General features: G+C 72.2%; 14 protein-coding genes. 10 read left to right on the forward strand and 4 right to left on the reverse strand.

Translation table 11 applies throughout. The annotated features are described in order from the left end of the window. The first annotated feature begins 19 nt into the window (after positions 1–19). Both N8K70_RS12455 and N8K70_RS12460 read left to right on the forward strand, forming a co-directional pair. Positions 20–697 carry a GntR family transcriptional regulator gene (locus N8K70_RS12455; protein ID WP_317138665.1) on the forward strand — a complete coding sequence of 226 codons (678 nt, stop codon included), beginning with the start codon at positions 20–22 and terminating at the stop codon, positions 695–697. A gap of 103 nt (positions 698–800) precedes the next feature. Beyond that, on the forward strand, positions 801–1,409 hold the full coding sequence (locus tag N8K70_RS12460) for a GntR family transcriptional regulator (RefSeq protein ID WP_317138666.1): 609 nt from the start codon (positions 801–803) through the stop codon (positions 1,407–1,409). On the opposite strand, the gene N8K70_RS12465 is transcribed toward N8K70_RS12460, so the two are convergent. Continuing rightward, positions 1,402–2,424, reverse strand: coding sequence for a glycerophosphodiester phosphodiesterase family protein (locus tag N8K70_RS12465; protein ID WP_317138667.1), 1,023 nt, complete (start codon positions 2,422–2,424; stop codon positions 1,402–1,404). The two genes, N8K70_RS12460 and N8K70_RS12465, sit on opposite strands and share 8 nt — an antisense overlap. A gap of 148 nt (positions 2,425–2,572) precedes the next feature. Here N8K70_RS12465 and N8K70_RS12470 point away from each other — a divergent pair, with 148 nt between their 5' ends. From N8K70_RS12470 to N8K70_RS12505, 8 genes are all read left to right on the forward strand, one after another. Then, positions 2,573–3,508, forward strand: a complete 936-nt coding sequence (locus N8K70_RS12470; RefSeq protein ID WP_317138668.1) for a Bax inhibitor-1/YccA family protein — start codon at positions 2,573–2,575, stop codon at positions 3,506–3,508. A 128-nt stretch (positions 3,509–3,636) separates the two neighbouring features. After that, positions 3,637–4,581, forward strand: a complete 945-nt coding sequence (locus tag N8K70_RS12475; RefSeq protein WP_317138669.1) for a phosphodiester glycosidase family protein — start codon at positions 3,637–3,639, stop codon at positions 4,579–4,581. After that, positions 4,578–5,648 carry a bifunctional glycosyltransferase family 2/GtrA family protein gene (locus N8K70_RS12480; protein WP_317138670.1) on the forward strand — a complete coding sequence of 357 codons (1,071 nt, stop codon included), beginning with the start codon at positions 4,578–4,580 and terminating at the stop codon, positions 5,646–5,648. The genes N8K70_RS12475 and N8K70_RS12480 overlap by 4 nt, the downstream gene beginning before the upstream one ends. 61 nt (positions 5,649–5,709) lie before the next feature. After that, a complete protein-coding gene (locus tag N8K70_RS12485; protein ID WP_317138671.1) occupies positions 5,710–6,315 on the forward strand; it encodes a DUF4956 domain-containing protein in 606 nt (201 codons plus the stop codon). Further along, entirely contained in the window at positions 6,312–7,112 is an 801-nt protein-coding gene (locus N8K70_RS12490) for a polyphosphate polymerase domain-containing protein (protein WP_317138672.1), read from the forward strand. Before N8K70_RS12485 ends, N8K70_RS12490 begins: the two co-directional genes overlap by 4 nt. A 27-nt stretch (positions 7,113–7,139) precedes the next feature. Continuing rightward, a complete protein-coding gene (locus tag N8K70_RS12495) occupies positions 7,140–8,717 on the forward strand; it encodes a carbohydrate-binding domain-containing protein (RefSeq protein WP_317138673.1) in 1,578 nt (525 codons plus the stop codon). A gap of 177 nt (positions 8,718–8,894) precedes the next feature. After that, a complete protein-coding gene (locus N8K70_RS12500; RefSeq protein ID WP_317138674.1) occupies positions 8,895–9,515 on the forward strand; it encodes a ClpP family protease in 621 nt (206 codons plus the stop codon). Then, a complete protein-coding gene (locus N8K70_RS12505; RefSeq protein WP_317138675.1) occupies positions 9,512–10,099 on the forward strand; it encodes a ClpP family protease in 588 nt (195 codons plus the stop codon). The genes N8K70_RS12500 and N8K70_RS12505 overlap by 4 nt, the downstream gene beginning before the upstream one ends. A gap of 12 nt (positions 10,100–10,111) precedes the next feature. On the opposite strand, the gene N8K70_RS12510 is transcribed toward N8K70_RS12505, so the two are convergent. From N8K70_RS12510 to N8K70_RS12520, 3 genes are all read right to left on the reverse strand, one after another. Next, complete coding sequence (locus N8K70_RS12510; RefSeq protein ID WP_317138676.1) at positions 10,112–10,438, reverse strand: helix-turn-helix domain-containing protein; 327 nt, start codon at positions 10,436–10,438, stop codon at positions 10,112–10,114. 89 nt (positions 10,439–10,527) lie between these two features. Continuing rightward, positions 10,528–11,715 carry an MFS transporter gene (locus N8K70_RS12515; protein WP_317138677.1) on the reverse strand — a complete coding sequence of 396 codons (1,188 nt, stop codon included), beginning with the start codon at positions 11,713–11,715 and terminating at the stop codon, positions 10,528–10,530. Between the two features lie 97 nt (positions 11,716–11,812). Further along, positions 11,813–13,090, reverse strand: coding sequence for an alpha/beta fold hydrolase (locus tag N8K70_RS12520; protein ID WP_317138678.1), 1,278 nt, complete (start codon positions 13,088–13,090; stop codon positions 11,813–11,815). Positions 13,091–13,141 lie beyond the last annotated feature (51 nt).

The following is a 13,141-nucleotide window of genomic DNA, read 5'->3' on the forward strand; positions in this document are numbered from 1 at the left end:
CGTCGAGTGGGAGCTGAGGATGCCGCATTTCACCCGTAGAGTCGATCTGCCGCCGGCCCGGCTGGGAGATGCCGTCTACGACAGGATCGCCGCGGCGATCGTCGACGGATCGCTCGCGCCCGGTGAACGGATACGCGACCTCGACATCGCCGAGAGTCTCGGGGTCTCGCGCATGCCCGTGCGCGAGGCGCTCCAACGCCTGGAACGCGAGGGGCTGATCGAGATGTCGGCCAGCCGGTACACGCGGGTCACCGAGATCACCCCGGCCATGGTCGCGGCATCGATCGAGTACGCGCGGCACCAGACCGGCATCGCCGCCCGGATCGCGATCGCCCGGATGACGCCTGCGGAGCAGGACGCGAGCATCGCCCTGGTCGACAGCCTCTGGGAGGCGGTCGACTCCGGCGACGCGGAGCGCGTCCACGAGCGCTATTTCACGTGCTTCCTGTTCCTCGTCGAGCACACCGGCAATCCCGTGTTCCGGTCGGCGACCAACGAGGCGCGCTTCACGCTCGAGCGCAACATCCGAGGGGGCGTGTCGCCGGACGCGCACCCCCGCGCGATCGCGCCGCTGTTCGACGACCTGCGAGACGCGATCCGCGCTCGCGACGCGCATCGCGCCGAGCAGACGATCCTCGAGATCTTCGACGCGACCGTGGGACAGCCGCCCCCCGAAAGGCAGGCGGAACTGGCCTGAAGACGGGCGGAGCGCTACCGTGGTGCGAAGGGGAGGGGTTCCCATGGGGCGCACCATAAATGTCACGCGCGTCGTCGATTCGCGTGCACTAACCATCGAGGACGTGTTCGGTCACATCCGCGACGAGATCGTCTCCGGTGCACTCGCGCCGCGAAGCCGTGTCGACGACGCCCGCATCGCGGAGTCGCTCGGCGTTCCGCGCATCCTCGTGCGGGAATCGCTGGTGCGACTGCGGCGCGTCGGACTGGTCTACGACGTCGCGGCTCGCCGCTGCCGGGTGGCGGAGGCCTCCGCAGACGACTTCCGGGACGCCGTCGAGTATCTCGGCTCGCAGGTCAGCATCGCGCTGCGCATCGCCGTTCCGCGGATGAGCGCGCCGGTGCGGGAGTTCGCGGCGATGCTCGGCGGCGGGGTCGCAGTCGCCTGCCTGGCCACGCCGCTGTCGAAGCCGCTCATCTACGAGCGGGCCTTCGCGTTCCTCGACGCGATCGTCGAGGCCGCGGCGAACCCGGTCCTGCGCGTCGCGTTCGACCGGGCGTGGCGCGACCTGCTGGCGTGCAGCTGGGGAGCCCGGCTGCTCCTCGACGCGCCGGAGGCCGCCGCCCGTCAGGTCCGAGACCTGACGCGCGGCATCTCCGCCGGCGACATCGACGCCGCGGAGCACGCCGTGCGCCGGATGTTCCTGCACGAGCCCGACCGCTCCATCAGCTGAGGGACGGGGCTCGGAAGACCTGCGCGCCCAGATCGGCGTGGTCGACGAAGACGCCGTCCACGCCGGAGTCGCGGAGCGCCCGCCACTCCCCCGCGTAGTCGCCGTGCGCCGCCCCGCCCCCGGCGCCGCGGAACTCCGGGGCGAGGAAGGCGTTCTCCGGCCGGCACGTCCACGTGTAGACCTGGAGGCCGCGCTCCCGCGCGGCCGCGACGAGCGGGGCCGCGCGGCGCTGCCCGGAGAAGGGATCGCGTTCCAGGAGCATCCTCTTGTCCACGCTGATCCCCTCGACCGCGTCGGCGAGGTCGTCGAGCCCGTCGGGGGACACCGCCTCCGCATACGTCCGCGCGGCGGCTCCATCCCTCGCGACGAGGTCGAACGGAGCGCCGGCGGCCTCCAGCAGCGAGACGTATGCGGCCGGGACGCCGCGCTCGCGGAGGCGGGCCAGCACGGTCGGCTCGAACGACTCCACGACGAGCGGACGCGAGCCGTCGAGCCATCCCGTCGCCCGCAGATCGCGCTCGACGAGCGGCACGAGGTCGAGCCCCGCCGCCGCGAAGTGGGTCGCGTGCTTCACCTCGAGCACGACGCCGATCTCCCGGCCGCGGTCGGCGGACGCCTCGCGCACGAGGCCGAGGAGCTCGACGAGGGTCAGGAGGGGCTCGGAGCCGTCGAAGGCCGCGCTCGACGGGCGGATGGCGGGGAGCCGCTCCCGCGCGCGCAGGGTCGCCAGCTCCTCCCAGGTGAAGTCCTCCGTGAACCACCCCGCGAGGCGTCGGCCGTCGACGGTCTTCGTCGTGCGGCGTCCGGCGAACTCGGGACGATCCGCGACGTCCGTGGTGCCGGAGATCTCGTTCTCGTGACGGACGACGAGCACCCCGTCCCGGCTCGCGACCACATCGGGCTCGACGGCGTCGACGCCCATGGCGAAGGCGAGCTCGTAGGAGGAACGCGAATGCTCGGGGCGGTACCCGGGCGCTCCGCGGTGGCCGATGACGAGCGGAGGGCGGGAGGGCATGCCGCCCAGGGTAGTTCGCCGGGTGCGAACGTCCCGTGAATCACAGCCCACGCATAACATCGCGTGACTAATGTAGGGGGACAGCATCATCGTGGAGTCCCCCTCGAACTCGCCGATGCCGTCAGCAGACCATAGGAGTGACCACAGCATGGCCAGCCCCGGTTTCAACCATCCCGCCTTCTCACAGGATCCCCGCGCGGTCCAGAGCTACCCCGGTGGCGCTCAGGCTGCGCAGTACAGCACCCCCACCACCCCGCCCGCAGCAGGCGGCCTCGTGCAGGGCGGCCAGTTCGCCCACGTGGGCGTCGACGCCGCGGCGAACGCCCGGATGGAGGGCGCGCTCGCGGCGCCGCCCGCGGGAGCGTACGAGACCGGACGCATGACGGTCGAGGACACGATCTGGAAGACCGTGGGCCTGTTCGCCTTCATGCTCGTGTTCGCCGTCGTCGGCTTCTTCTGGACGTTGGCGCCCGCGCTGAGCGGCGGCGACATCACGCTGGCGCCGTGGATCATCGGCCTCATCGGCGGCGGCATCCTCGGTCTCGTCAACGCCTTCAAGAAGACCCCGAGCGTTCCGCTGATCTTCGCGTATGCGGGATTCGAGGGGCTCTTCGTCGGCGGGATCTCGGCGTACTTCGAGGTCCTCTTCCCCGGCATCATCATGCAGGCCACGCTCGCGACGGTCTCCGTCGTCGGCGTGACGCTCGCCCTCTTCGCGAGCGGCAAGGTGCGCGCGTCCGCCCGCGGCGCGAAGATCCTGCTCATCGCCATGGTCGGCTACCTCGTCTTCTCGCTCGTGAACATGGTCCTCATGTTCACGGGCGCCCTCGGCGACGGCGCCGCATGGGGCCTGCGCTCCTCCGTCGAGATCATGGGCATCCCGCTCGGCGTGATCATCGGCGTGCTCGTCGTGTTCATGGCCGCGTACTCGCTCGTCCTCGACTTCGATCAGATCCAGCAGGGCGTCCGCAACGGCGTCCCGCGCAAGTTCGGCTGGCAGGCCGCCTTCGGCATCATGGTCACCGTCGTGTGGCTCTACGTGGAGATCCTGCGCATGATCGCCATCCTCCGCGGCAACGACTAGTCGCCACGCTCCCGAGCGAAGGCCGTCCCGGTTCGCCGGGACGGCCTTCGGCGTTTCCCGGGGATCCTCGGAGCGCGTCCGTTCGCCTCGCATAGCGGCCCCATAGCCGTCGCGAGGAGCATCGAGCCATGACCGATCGACGCATCCTGACGCGCAGGGCCTTCCTCATCGGCGGCGCGACCACCGTCGTGGGAGCCGGCGCCGCAGCCTGGTGGGCGGCCGATCGCTTCCTCATCCCCCACGTCGAGGTGACGAGCGTCTCCCAGGCCGAGGAGGAGTCGGGGACGGCGGCCTCCTCGGGCACGACGGCGACGGTCGACGGCGACGCCATGGCCGCCGACAGCTCGGGAGCGGACGTCTCGATCGAGACGGTGACGACGGGCTCGGGGAGCGACACCGTCACGCACTACGTCGCGCACGTGACGCTCGACGACCCCACCGCGCTGCGCTCCGCGTTCGCCCAGGACCAGTTCGGCGAGAACATCACCCAGCTCGTGTCGGAGATGGCCGAGGCACATGGCGCGGTGTTCGCCGTCAACGGCGACTACTACGGCTTCCGCGACACCGGCATCGAGGTCCGCAACGGCGTCGCGTACCGCGACGCCGGGGCACGCGAGGGACTCGCGCTCTACCGGGACGGCCACGCCGAGATCTACGACGAGACGGCGACCACCGCCCAGGCGCTCGTCGATGCGGGCGTCTGGACCACGCTCTCCTTCGGACCCGCCCTCGTGCGCGACGGCGCGGCGATCGACGGCGTCGACGAGGTGGAGGTCGACACGAACTTCGGCAACCACTCCATCCAGGGCGAGCAGCCGCGCACGGCGATCGGCGTCGTCGACGCCACGCACCTCGTCTTCGTCGTCGTCGACGGACGCGACGAGGGCTACAGTCGCGGCGCGACCCTGCCCGAGCTCGCGGAGATCATGGTCGGCCTCGGCGCGCAGACGGCGTACAACCTCGACGGCGGCGGGTCGAGCGAGATGTGGTTCGACGGCGAGGTCGTGAACAGGCCGTCCAACGGCGGCGAGCGCGCGACGAGCGACATCCTCTACATCGGCGGCGCGTCGTGACGGTCGTCGCCATCCCCGCATACGAGCCCGACCACCGGCTCGTCGACCTCGCCTCCGCGCTGCGGGCGCGCGATCCCGGCCTCGACATCGTCGTGGCCGACGACGGGAGCGGCGTCGCCTCCGCGCCGGTGTTCGCCTCCCTCGAGGCCGAGGGCGTGACCGTGCTCAGCCACGGGTCGAACCGCGGGAAGGGCGCCGCCCTCCACACGCTCTTCCGATACGCGCGCACGGCCCATCCCGGCACCGCCGTCGTGACCGCCGACGCGGACGGCCAGCACGCCCCCGACGACATCGTCCGGGTCGCGCGCGAGACCGAGCGGTCCGGCGACGTCATCGTGCTGGGCGTCCGCGACTTCACGGGAGACGACGTGCCGCTGCGCAGCCGGTTCGGCAACGCCGTGTCGGCCAGGCTCTTCGCCCTGGCGATCGGCGAGCGGGTCGTCGACACGCAGACGGGCCTGAGAGGCCTTCCGCCGCAGGCGCTGCCCTGGGCGACGCGGCTCCCGGGCGAACGATTCGAATACGAGGCGATCATGCTCCTGAACGCACGCCGCGCCGGCTTCCGGCTCGCGCAGACGCCCATCGAGACCGTCTACCTCGACGAGAACCGCAGCTCCCACTTCCGGCCGCTGCGCGACTCGCTCCGCGTCATGGCGCCGCTCGCCGCCTTCCTCGGGTCCTCCCTGATCGCGGCGACGCTCGACGCGCTGCTGCTGTGGCTGTTCCTCGCGACGACCGGATGGCTGCAGGGCGCGATCGTGGCGGCGCGGCTCGTGAGCGCCACCGTGAACTTCGCCGTGAACCGCACGTGGGTGTTCGGACGCGGTCGCGAGCGCGCGCCCCTGCGGGTCGAGCTCGTCCGCTACGCGACGCTGGCCGGCGCGGTCCTCACCGCCAACGTCGGTCTCATGACCCTGCTCGACGCGCTCGGCGTCGGGCTCGTGACCGCCAAGGTCGTCACCGAGATCGCGCTGTGGTTCGCGGGCTTCGCCGCGCAGCGGGCGTGGGTCTTCGCCCACGGACGCGTCTCCCGGCGCCCCGCGTCGAAACCCTATGTCCTCGCCTAACGGCGGCATAGGGAACGCATAGGCCGCATGACTTCACTGAGGTGAACGAAAGGTGAACGACATGCCCGATCTCACAATGCTCCTCGTCGATCTCGTGGCCATCACGCTGCTGACCGTCGCGGTGTACTTCCACCGGCACCGCCGGCGCGACCTCGTCGTCGCGTTCTTCGGCGTCAACATCGGCGTCTTCGCGGTGTCAAACGTCCTCGCGTCGGCGGAGATCGCGGCGGGACTCGGGCTCGGGCTGTTCGGCGTGCTGTCGATCATCCGGCTGCGGTCGAGCGAGATCTCCCAGCGCGAGGTCGCCTACTACTTCGCGGCCCTCGCGATCGGCCTGCTGACGGGGCTCGCCCAGACGTTCAGCCTCGTGTCGACCGTGTTCGTCGGCGTCGTCGTCCTCACCCTGGCGGTCGTCGATCATCCCGCGCTCTTCTCCTCCTACCGGCATCGCACGGTGCAGCTCGACGAGGCCATCGGCGACGAGGACGCCCTGCGCGAGGCGCTCGAGGAGCGCCTCGGCGGGGAGATCAGGGCGCTCTCGGTCCAGCACATCGACTTCGTCAACGACACGACGCTCGTCGACGTGCGGTACCGCGTCGGCCGCGGCACGGCGTCCTCGCCGGCCCGCCGCACGACGCTCCCGGCGCACGAGGAGGTGACGGCGTGAACGCCGCCACGCGGCTGTCCGACCGCTTCGCCCGCCGCTTCGCGCCCATCGCGCTCGAGGACCTCGTCGCCGAGGCGGAGCTGCTCACGCGCGTCGACCGCAAGTACCTCATGACCGCCGACGAGGCCGTCCGGATCCTGGACGGCGTGGACGAGCGCACCCGCGTGCTCGAGATCGACGGAGACCGCGCGTCGCAGTACGGGACGATGTACTTCGACACCCCCGACCTCCTGAGCTATCGCCTCGCCGCCCACGGACGCCGGCGCCGATTCAAGCTGCGCTCGCGCCACTACGTCGACACCGATGCGGCCTTCCTCGAGATGAAGACGCGCGGCAGCCGCGGCACGACCGTCAAGGAGCGCATCGAGCAGCCGGCCGACGCCGTCGACCGGCTCACCGACGAGGGCCGCGCCTACGCCGCCGAGGCCGTCGAGTCGCTCGGCCTGGGCGCAGCCGTCGCCGACGCGCTCGAGCCCACGCTGCACACGGCCTACCGGCGCACCACGCTGCTGCTGCCCGAGGGCGCGCGGGCCACGGTCGACACCGAGCTCGCCTGGACGGACGCATGGGGCGACGGCATGGCCCGGCCCGACCTCGTCATCGTCGAGACCAAGTCGTCGTCCCGGGCGTCCTCCCTCGACCGCCTGCTCTGGCGCGGCGGCATCCGCCCCGTGGGCATCAGCAAGTTCGGCACCGGCCTCGCGGCGATGCGCCCCGACCTTCCCTCCAACAAGTGGAGCCGCGTGCTCCGCCGGCACTTCGACGAGAGCGCCCATCCGGCGCTCCACGCCGCCTGAACCAGACCCTCACGACGGGAGAACACCATGACCGACAACCGAACCGACCGACGCCGCTCCGGCGCCTCCGGCCGACCACGCGCCGTGCGCGCAGGCCTCGGAGTGGCCTTCGCGCTCGCGGTGGCGACCATCACCGGATGCTCGGCGGCCGTCAGCGCGGCGACCGACACGGGGACGACGTCCTCCTCCGAGACGAGCACCGCGACCTCCTCCGCCGCGGCGGCCGACGTCTCGAGCGTCACGGCCGTCCTCGACGCGAACGCCGATCAGACGGTCGTGAACGACGACGAATGGTCGACGGACGACGCGGTCGACATCGCGCTGTCGGGAACGGACGCGACGACGGACGCCTCCGGCGTCACGGTCGCGGACGGCACGGTGACCATCGCCGCGGCCGGCGTCTACCGCCTGTCCGGCGACTACACGGGATCCGTCGTCGTCGCCGCGCCCGACGACGCGCAGGTCGTCCTCATCCTCGACGGCGCGTCGATCGAGGCGGACGGCGTCCCGGGCATCCAGATCGACACCGCGGACGACGTGGCGGTCTTCCTCGCCGACGGTTCGGAGAACTCCGTCGCCTCGACCGGCGCATACGCCGCGGACGCGGACGCGAACGCGGCGATCTACAGCGACGCCGACCTGACGATCTCGGGCACCGGCTCGCTCGCGGTCGACGGCTCCGCGAACGACGGCATCACGAGCAAGGACGACCTCGTCGTCCTCTCGGGCACGATCGACGTCACGGCCGCCGACGACGGCCTGCGTGGCAAGGACTCGCTCACCGTGCGCGACGGGACGATCACCGTCGACGCGGGGGGCGACGGGCTCACCTCCGACCAGGACTCCGACGAGACGAAGGGCTACGTCGACATCGAGGGCGGCACCCTGGACATCACGGCCGGCAGCGACGGCATCGACGGCTTCACCGACGTCGTCGTCACGGACGGCGCCGTCACGATCTCCTCGGAGGAGGGCATCGAGGCCGGCACCATCGCGATCGGCGGCGGCACGATCGACATCACCTCGACCGACGACGGCATCAACGGCTCCGCCGGGACGAGCGACGACACCGCGAGCGCCGACGACGCGCAGGACTCCTTCGGCGGCGGGGGCGGGATGGGCGACACCGGCGAGGTCGTGCTCATCGCGGGCGGCACCGTCACGATCGACGCGGCCGGCGACGGCCTCGACTCCAACGGGTCGATGCAGATCACGGGCGGAACCACGATCGTCTCCGGCCCGACGGACTCGGGCAACGGCGCGCTCGACACCAACGGCGAGTTCACCGTGTCGGGCGGCACGCTCATCGCGCTCGGATCCGCGGGGATGGCGGAGACGCCCTCGACGGAGTCGGAGCAGGCCTGGGTCGCCGCCGCGGCGCAGGGCTCGGCCGGGTCGACCGTCGAGGTGCTCTCCTCCGACGGCACCGTGCTCGCCACCGTGACCGCCGCGAAGCAGTTCGAGACGGTCGTCTTCTCGAGCGCCGACGTCGTGTCGGGTGAGACGTACACGTTCTCGGTCGACGGCTCGTCCGTGGCGACCGCCACGACCGGCGAGGCCCTCGCCGGCGGCATGGGCGGAGGCGGCGGAGGCCCGCGCCGCTGAGCCCGCCGGCCGAGCACGACGCAGGAAGGACGACGCCGGTCCGGTGCCGACACGCCGTGCCCCACGGCGTGTCGGCACCGGGACTCCTGCGACGTGTCACGGCCCCATCCGCCCCCGGCAGATCCGCCGGGGGCGGATTCGGCCGCGCGCACCGGCCCGGGCACGCAGGCTGAGGGCATGACAGACGACGCGAAGGCCCCCCAGTTCACCGCGGAGACACGACGAGAGCTCTTCCATCGCCGCGTGCTCGTGCTCGACGGCGTGCTCGACGACGACAACGGCGTCCTCCTCGTGACCCAGATGCTCGCGCTCGCCGCCGAGGATCCGCACACCGACATCGCGCTGTGGATCCACTCCCCGGGCGGCTCCGTGCCGTCGATGCTGGCGATCCGCGACGTCATGCGCCTCGTCCCCTGCGACGTGTCGACGCTCGCGATCGGCCTCGCGTGCAGCGCGGGTCAGTTCCTGCTCTCCGCCGGCGCTCCCGGCAAGCGGCGCGCACTGCCCCACGCGCGCGTGCTCCTGCATCAGGGCTCGGCGGGCATCGGCGGCTCGGCAGCGGACGTCGAGCTGCAGGCGGACGATCTGCGGAGGCTGCGCGACACGGTGCTGAGCATCATCGGCGAGGACACCGGCCAGCCCGTCGGCCGCGTCTTCGACGACTCGCTGCACGACAACTGGTTCACGGCGCAGGAGGCCGTCGAGTACGGCTTCGTCGACGGCATCGTGAGCGGGTTCCACGAGGTGATGCCCGACCGGCGCTCCCGCGTCGGGCTCGGAGCGGAGGCGACCGCATGAGCACCTACACGATCCCGAACGTCATCGCCCGGGACGGACGCGGGGAGCGTGTCATGGACGTCTACTCGCACCTGCTCGCCGAGCGCGTGATCTACCTCGGCACGCCGATCGACGCCGGCGTCGCGAACGCCCTCATCGCGCAGCTCCTGCATCTCGAGGCGGACGGCCACGATCGGGACGTCCAGCTCTACATCAACTGCGAGGGCGGCGATCCCGCCGCCATGCTGGGCGTCTACGACACGATGCGGTACATCCGCCCGGATGTCGCGACGACGTGCGTGGGCCAGGCGATCGGCGTGGGAGCCGTGCTGCTCGCGGCGGGGACCGCGGGCAAGCGGGCCGTGCTGCCGCACTCCCGCGTCGTCCTGCACCAGCCGGCGGCGGAGAGCCGCGGCGCCATTCCCGACCTCATCCTGCACGCCGACGAGCTCGTGCGCGTGCGCGGCGACATGGAGGGCGTCCTCGAACGGCACACCGGCCACGACCGGGAGACGCTGCGCCACGACACCGATCGCGACCGCGTCTTCACCGCGACGGCGGCCGTGGACTACGGGCTCGCCGACCTCGTGCTCACGATGCGGTGAGGCGGCGGGGCGTCAGGCCGCGAGCGCGAGCGCTCCGGGCCCGGAGAGGGCGACGGAGGCGGGGACGGAGGCGCGCAGGTCCTCGGCGACTCCCGTCGTGAGGTCGAGGAGCGTGCCGTCGAGGGCGCCGAGGACGGCCGCGACGATCTCGCTCGACGGCTCCTTCAGCCCGCGCTCGACCTCGGAGAGGTACTGCACCGAGACACCGGCGCGTCGCGCGACCTCGGCCAGCGTCTCCCCCCGTGCATGCCGCATCCGACGCAGGCGGTCACCGGCGAGACGCCGCCAGAGCGGGTCGGGGTCCGCAGGACGCGACGGGAGCGGGATCGGTTCGGCCATGCCCTCACGGTAGACGCACGTCGCCGCCCGTCGCACCCCGTTCCGCCCAGGGCAGAACGCGCGGCCGGAGGCGGCGACGGGCGCCGCGCCTATCCGCGGCGCCGCAGCACGCCGGACAGCGCGATGACGAAGACCCCGGAGAGGGGGACGACGAGCAGGCTCACCCGCAGCTCGGTCGCATCGGAGACTGTGCCGATGACGAGCGGCGAGAGGAGGAAGCCGAGCCGCATGAGCCACGTCACGATCGTGAGCCCCGTTCCCGCGCGGAGCCCGGGCAGCTCGTCGGCGACCTGCATCGCGGCCGGCACGAGCGTCGCGACGCCGAACCCGGCTGCCGCGAAGCCGGCGAGGGTGCCGGGGATCGACGGGAACGCGAGCGCCAGACCCATCCCGGCCACGACGAGCGCGCCTCCCGCGACGGCGACCGTCCGCTGTCCGAGCCGGTCGACGAGGCGGTCGCCGACGATCCGGCCGACGAACTGGGAGCCGATGAGGGCGATGAACCCCATGGCGGCGAGCGGCGCCGGCGCTCCGAGGGACTCGCCCATGTACAGCGTCGCCCACGAGCTGCCGACGTCCTCGACGGTCGTGCCGGCGATGGCGACGAGGGCGAGCCCCGCCAGCGTCAGCGCGACACGCGGCGACGGCCGCGAGCGGAGCACGACGGCGGGAGGCGAGCCGTCCTCCAGCGCGTCGCCGTCGGGGCCGGGGAGGCAGAAGCGCAACGCGACGAGCGCCGTCGCGGCGAAGATCGCGCCCGTGATCGCGAGATGCACGCCGAGCGGAAGTCGCAGGGCGATCGCCGCAGCCGACATCAGCCCGCCCATGACGGCCCCGAGCGACCACACCGCGTGGAACGAGTTGATGATCGAACGGCCGTACCGCCGCTGCACCCGCAGGCCGTGCGTGTTCTGCGCGACGTCGGTGACGGAGTCGAGCATCCCCACGACGAAGAGGGCGAGCGCGAACAGCACGGGGAGCGGGGCGAGCCCCGCCGCGAGCATCGCGACGGCGAGGAGGACGGAACCGAGCACCGCGAGGCGTCCGGAGCCGACGCGACGGATGAGCGTGGCCGCCGCGAGCCCGGAGAGGAGCGCCCCGGCCGGCATGGCCGCGATGGACAGTCCGTACACGGTGTCGCTCAGGCCCAGCGCGTCCTTGATCTCGGGAAGACGCGGGATGAGGTTGGCGTAGATCGCGCCGTTGGTGAGGAACAGCGCGGAGACGGCGCCGCGGGCACGGCGCGCCGAGGGCGCGGGGGTCGTCGGGGTGGTCATGTCTCTCCGGGGGGCGCTCCGCTCTCGCGGGACGCTCCCGTGCGGATGTCTCCGATCGTACGGCTCCGGGGGTGCGCACGCCGGACGGCCGCGCGCGTCAGCTCAGCGGCCCGCCCTCGGCGACGACGCGGTCGATGAGCTCCCGGACGATGCGCGGGTCCTGCCGCAGGCCGTCGTGCTCGTACTCGTTCGTCACCCACAGGTGCGTGTTCGGCACGAAGCGCGCCGTCTCCTCGGCCTGCCCGAAGTCGACGTACATGTCGTCGTAGTACATCGCCGCCGCGACCGGGACCTCGTTCGCCGCGAGCCGCTCGCGATCGTAGAGGCGGGGATGGTCCTCGTCCTCCGCGAGCGCGTGCGCGGCGTCGCGGAACGGACGCAGGGACGCGACCTCGTCGTACGTCCACGGGAAGAACATCTCACCCGTGAAGGGCACGGGGCGCAGATCCGGCTCGAACCCCCCGAGCTCCGCGCGCATCCGGTCGGCCGCCCACGCCGTCGCCCCCCGGCCGTGGGCGTAGATCTCCTCCTGCAGGAGCGCGTAGAGCGGGTTGCCCCAGTACTGCGTCGCGTCGTCCACGGCCGCGAGGAAGTGATCGCTCAGCACGCCGGGGCGCGAGAACGCCTCGTCGAGGAGCCAGTGGACACGATCGAACCCGGGCTTCATGCCGAACTCGTGACCGAGCGTCTGCAGCCGCCGCGCCGTGAGCCGGTCTCCGCCGGGGAGACGCACGTCGGAGCCCTCGACGACGTCGACGACCCTCGCGACGACGTCGGCGTCGTGCGGATGACGGCGGTAGAACTCCGCCGTCTTCGCCGCGACGCGCGGCAGCGTGCGCCGGTAGACCTCGGCGGCGTCGGGCTGCGTCGACGTCAGCCCGCCCGTGACATACGAGGCCGCGAGCGCCTCGGGGTGGAACGACAGGTACGTGAGCGTGAGGAATCCGCCGTAGCTCTGCCCGAGCGTCTGCCAGCGGACGCCGCCGAACACCTCGCGCCGGATGTGCTCGAGGTCCGCGACGATCTGCTCCGCGCGGAAGAGGCGGATGAACGCGGCCGCCCGCGCGCCGTCCATCCCCGCGATCGACGCCCGCTCGACGCGGGTCGACCGTCCCGTGCCGCGCTGGTCGGGCAGCAGCAGGCGGTGCGTCTTGAGGACCTCGTCGATCCAGTCGCCGCCGGGCAGGGGCCTCGGCCCCTTCCCGCCGGGACCTCCCTGCAGGAAGACGAGCAGGGGTGCGTCCACGCGATCGACATGGGCGACCTCGCGAGCGAAGACCTCGATCGTGCGGCCGTCGCCGGCCGCGCTCCAGTCGAGCGGCACGGTCACGGTGTGGTCGCGGATGAGCCGGTCGCGCATGCGGTAGGACGTCATCCCCCCATCCTCCCGCGTGCCGATCGCTCGCGGAACGGCGAAGGCCGCCGA

The organism is Microbacterium sp. AB (assembly GCF_032878875.1).
GTDB lineage: Bacteria > Actinomycetota > Actinomycetes > Actinomycetales > Microbacteriaceae > Microbacterium > Microbacterium betulae.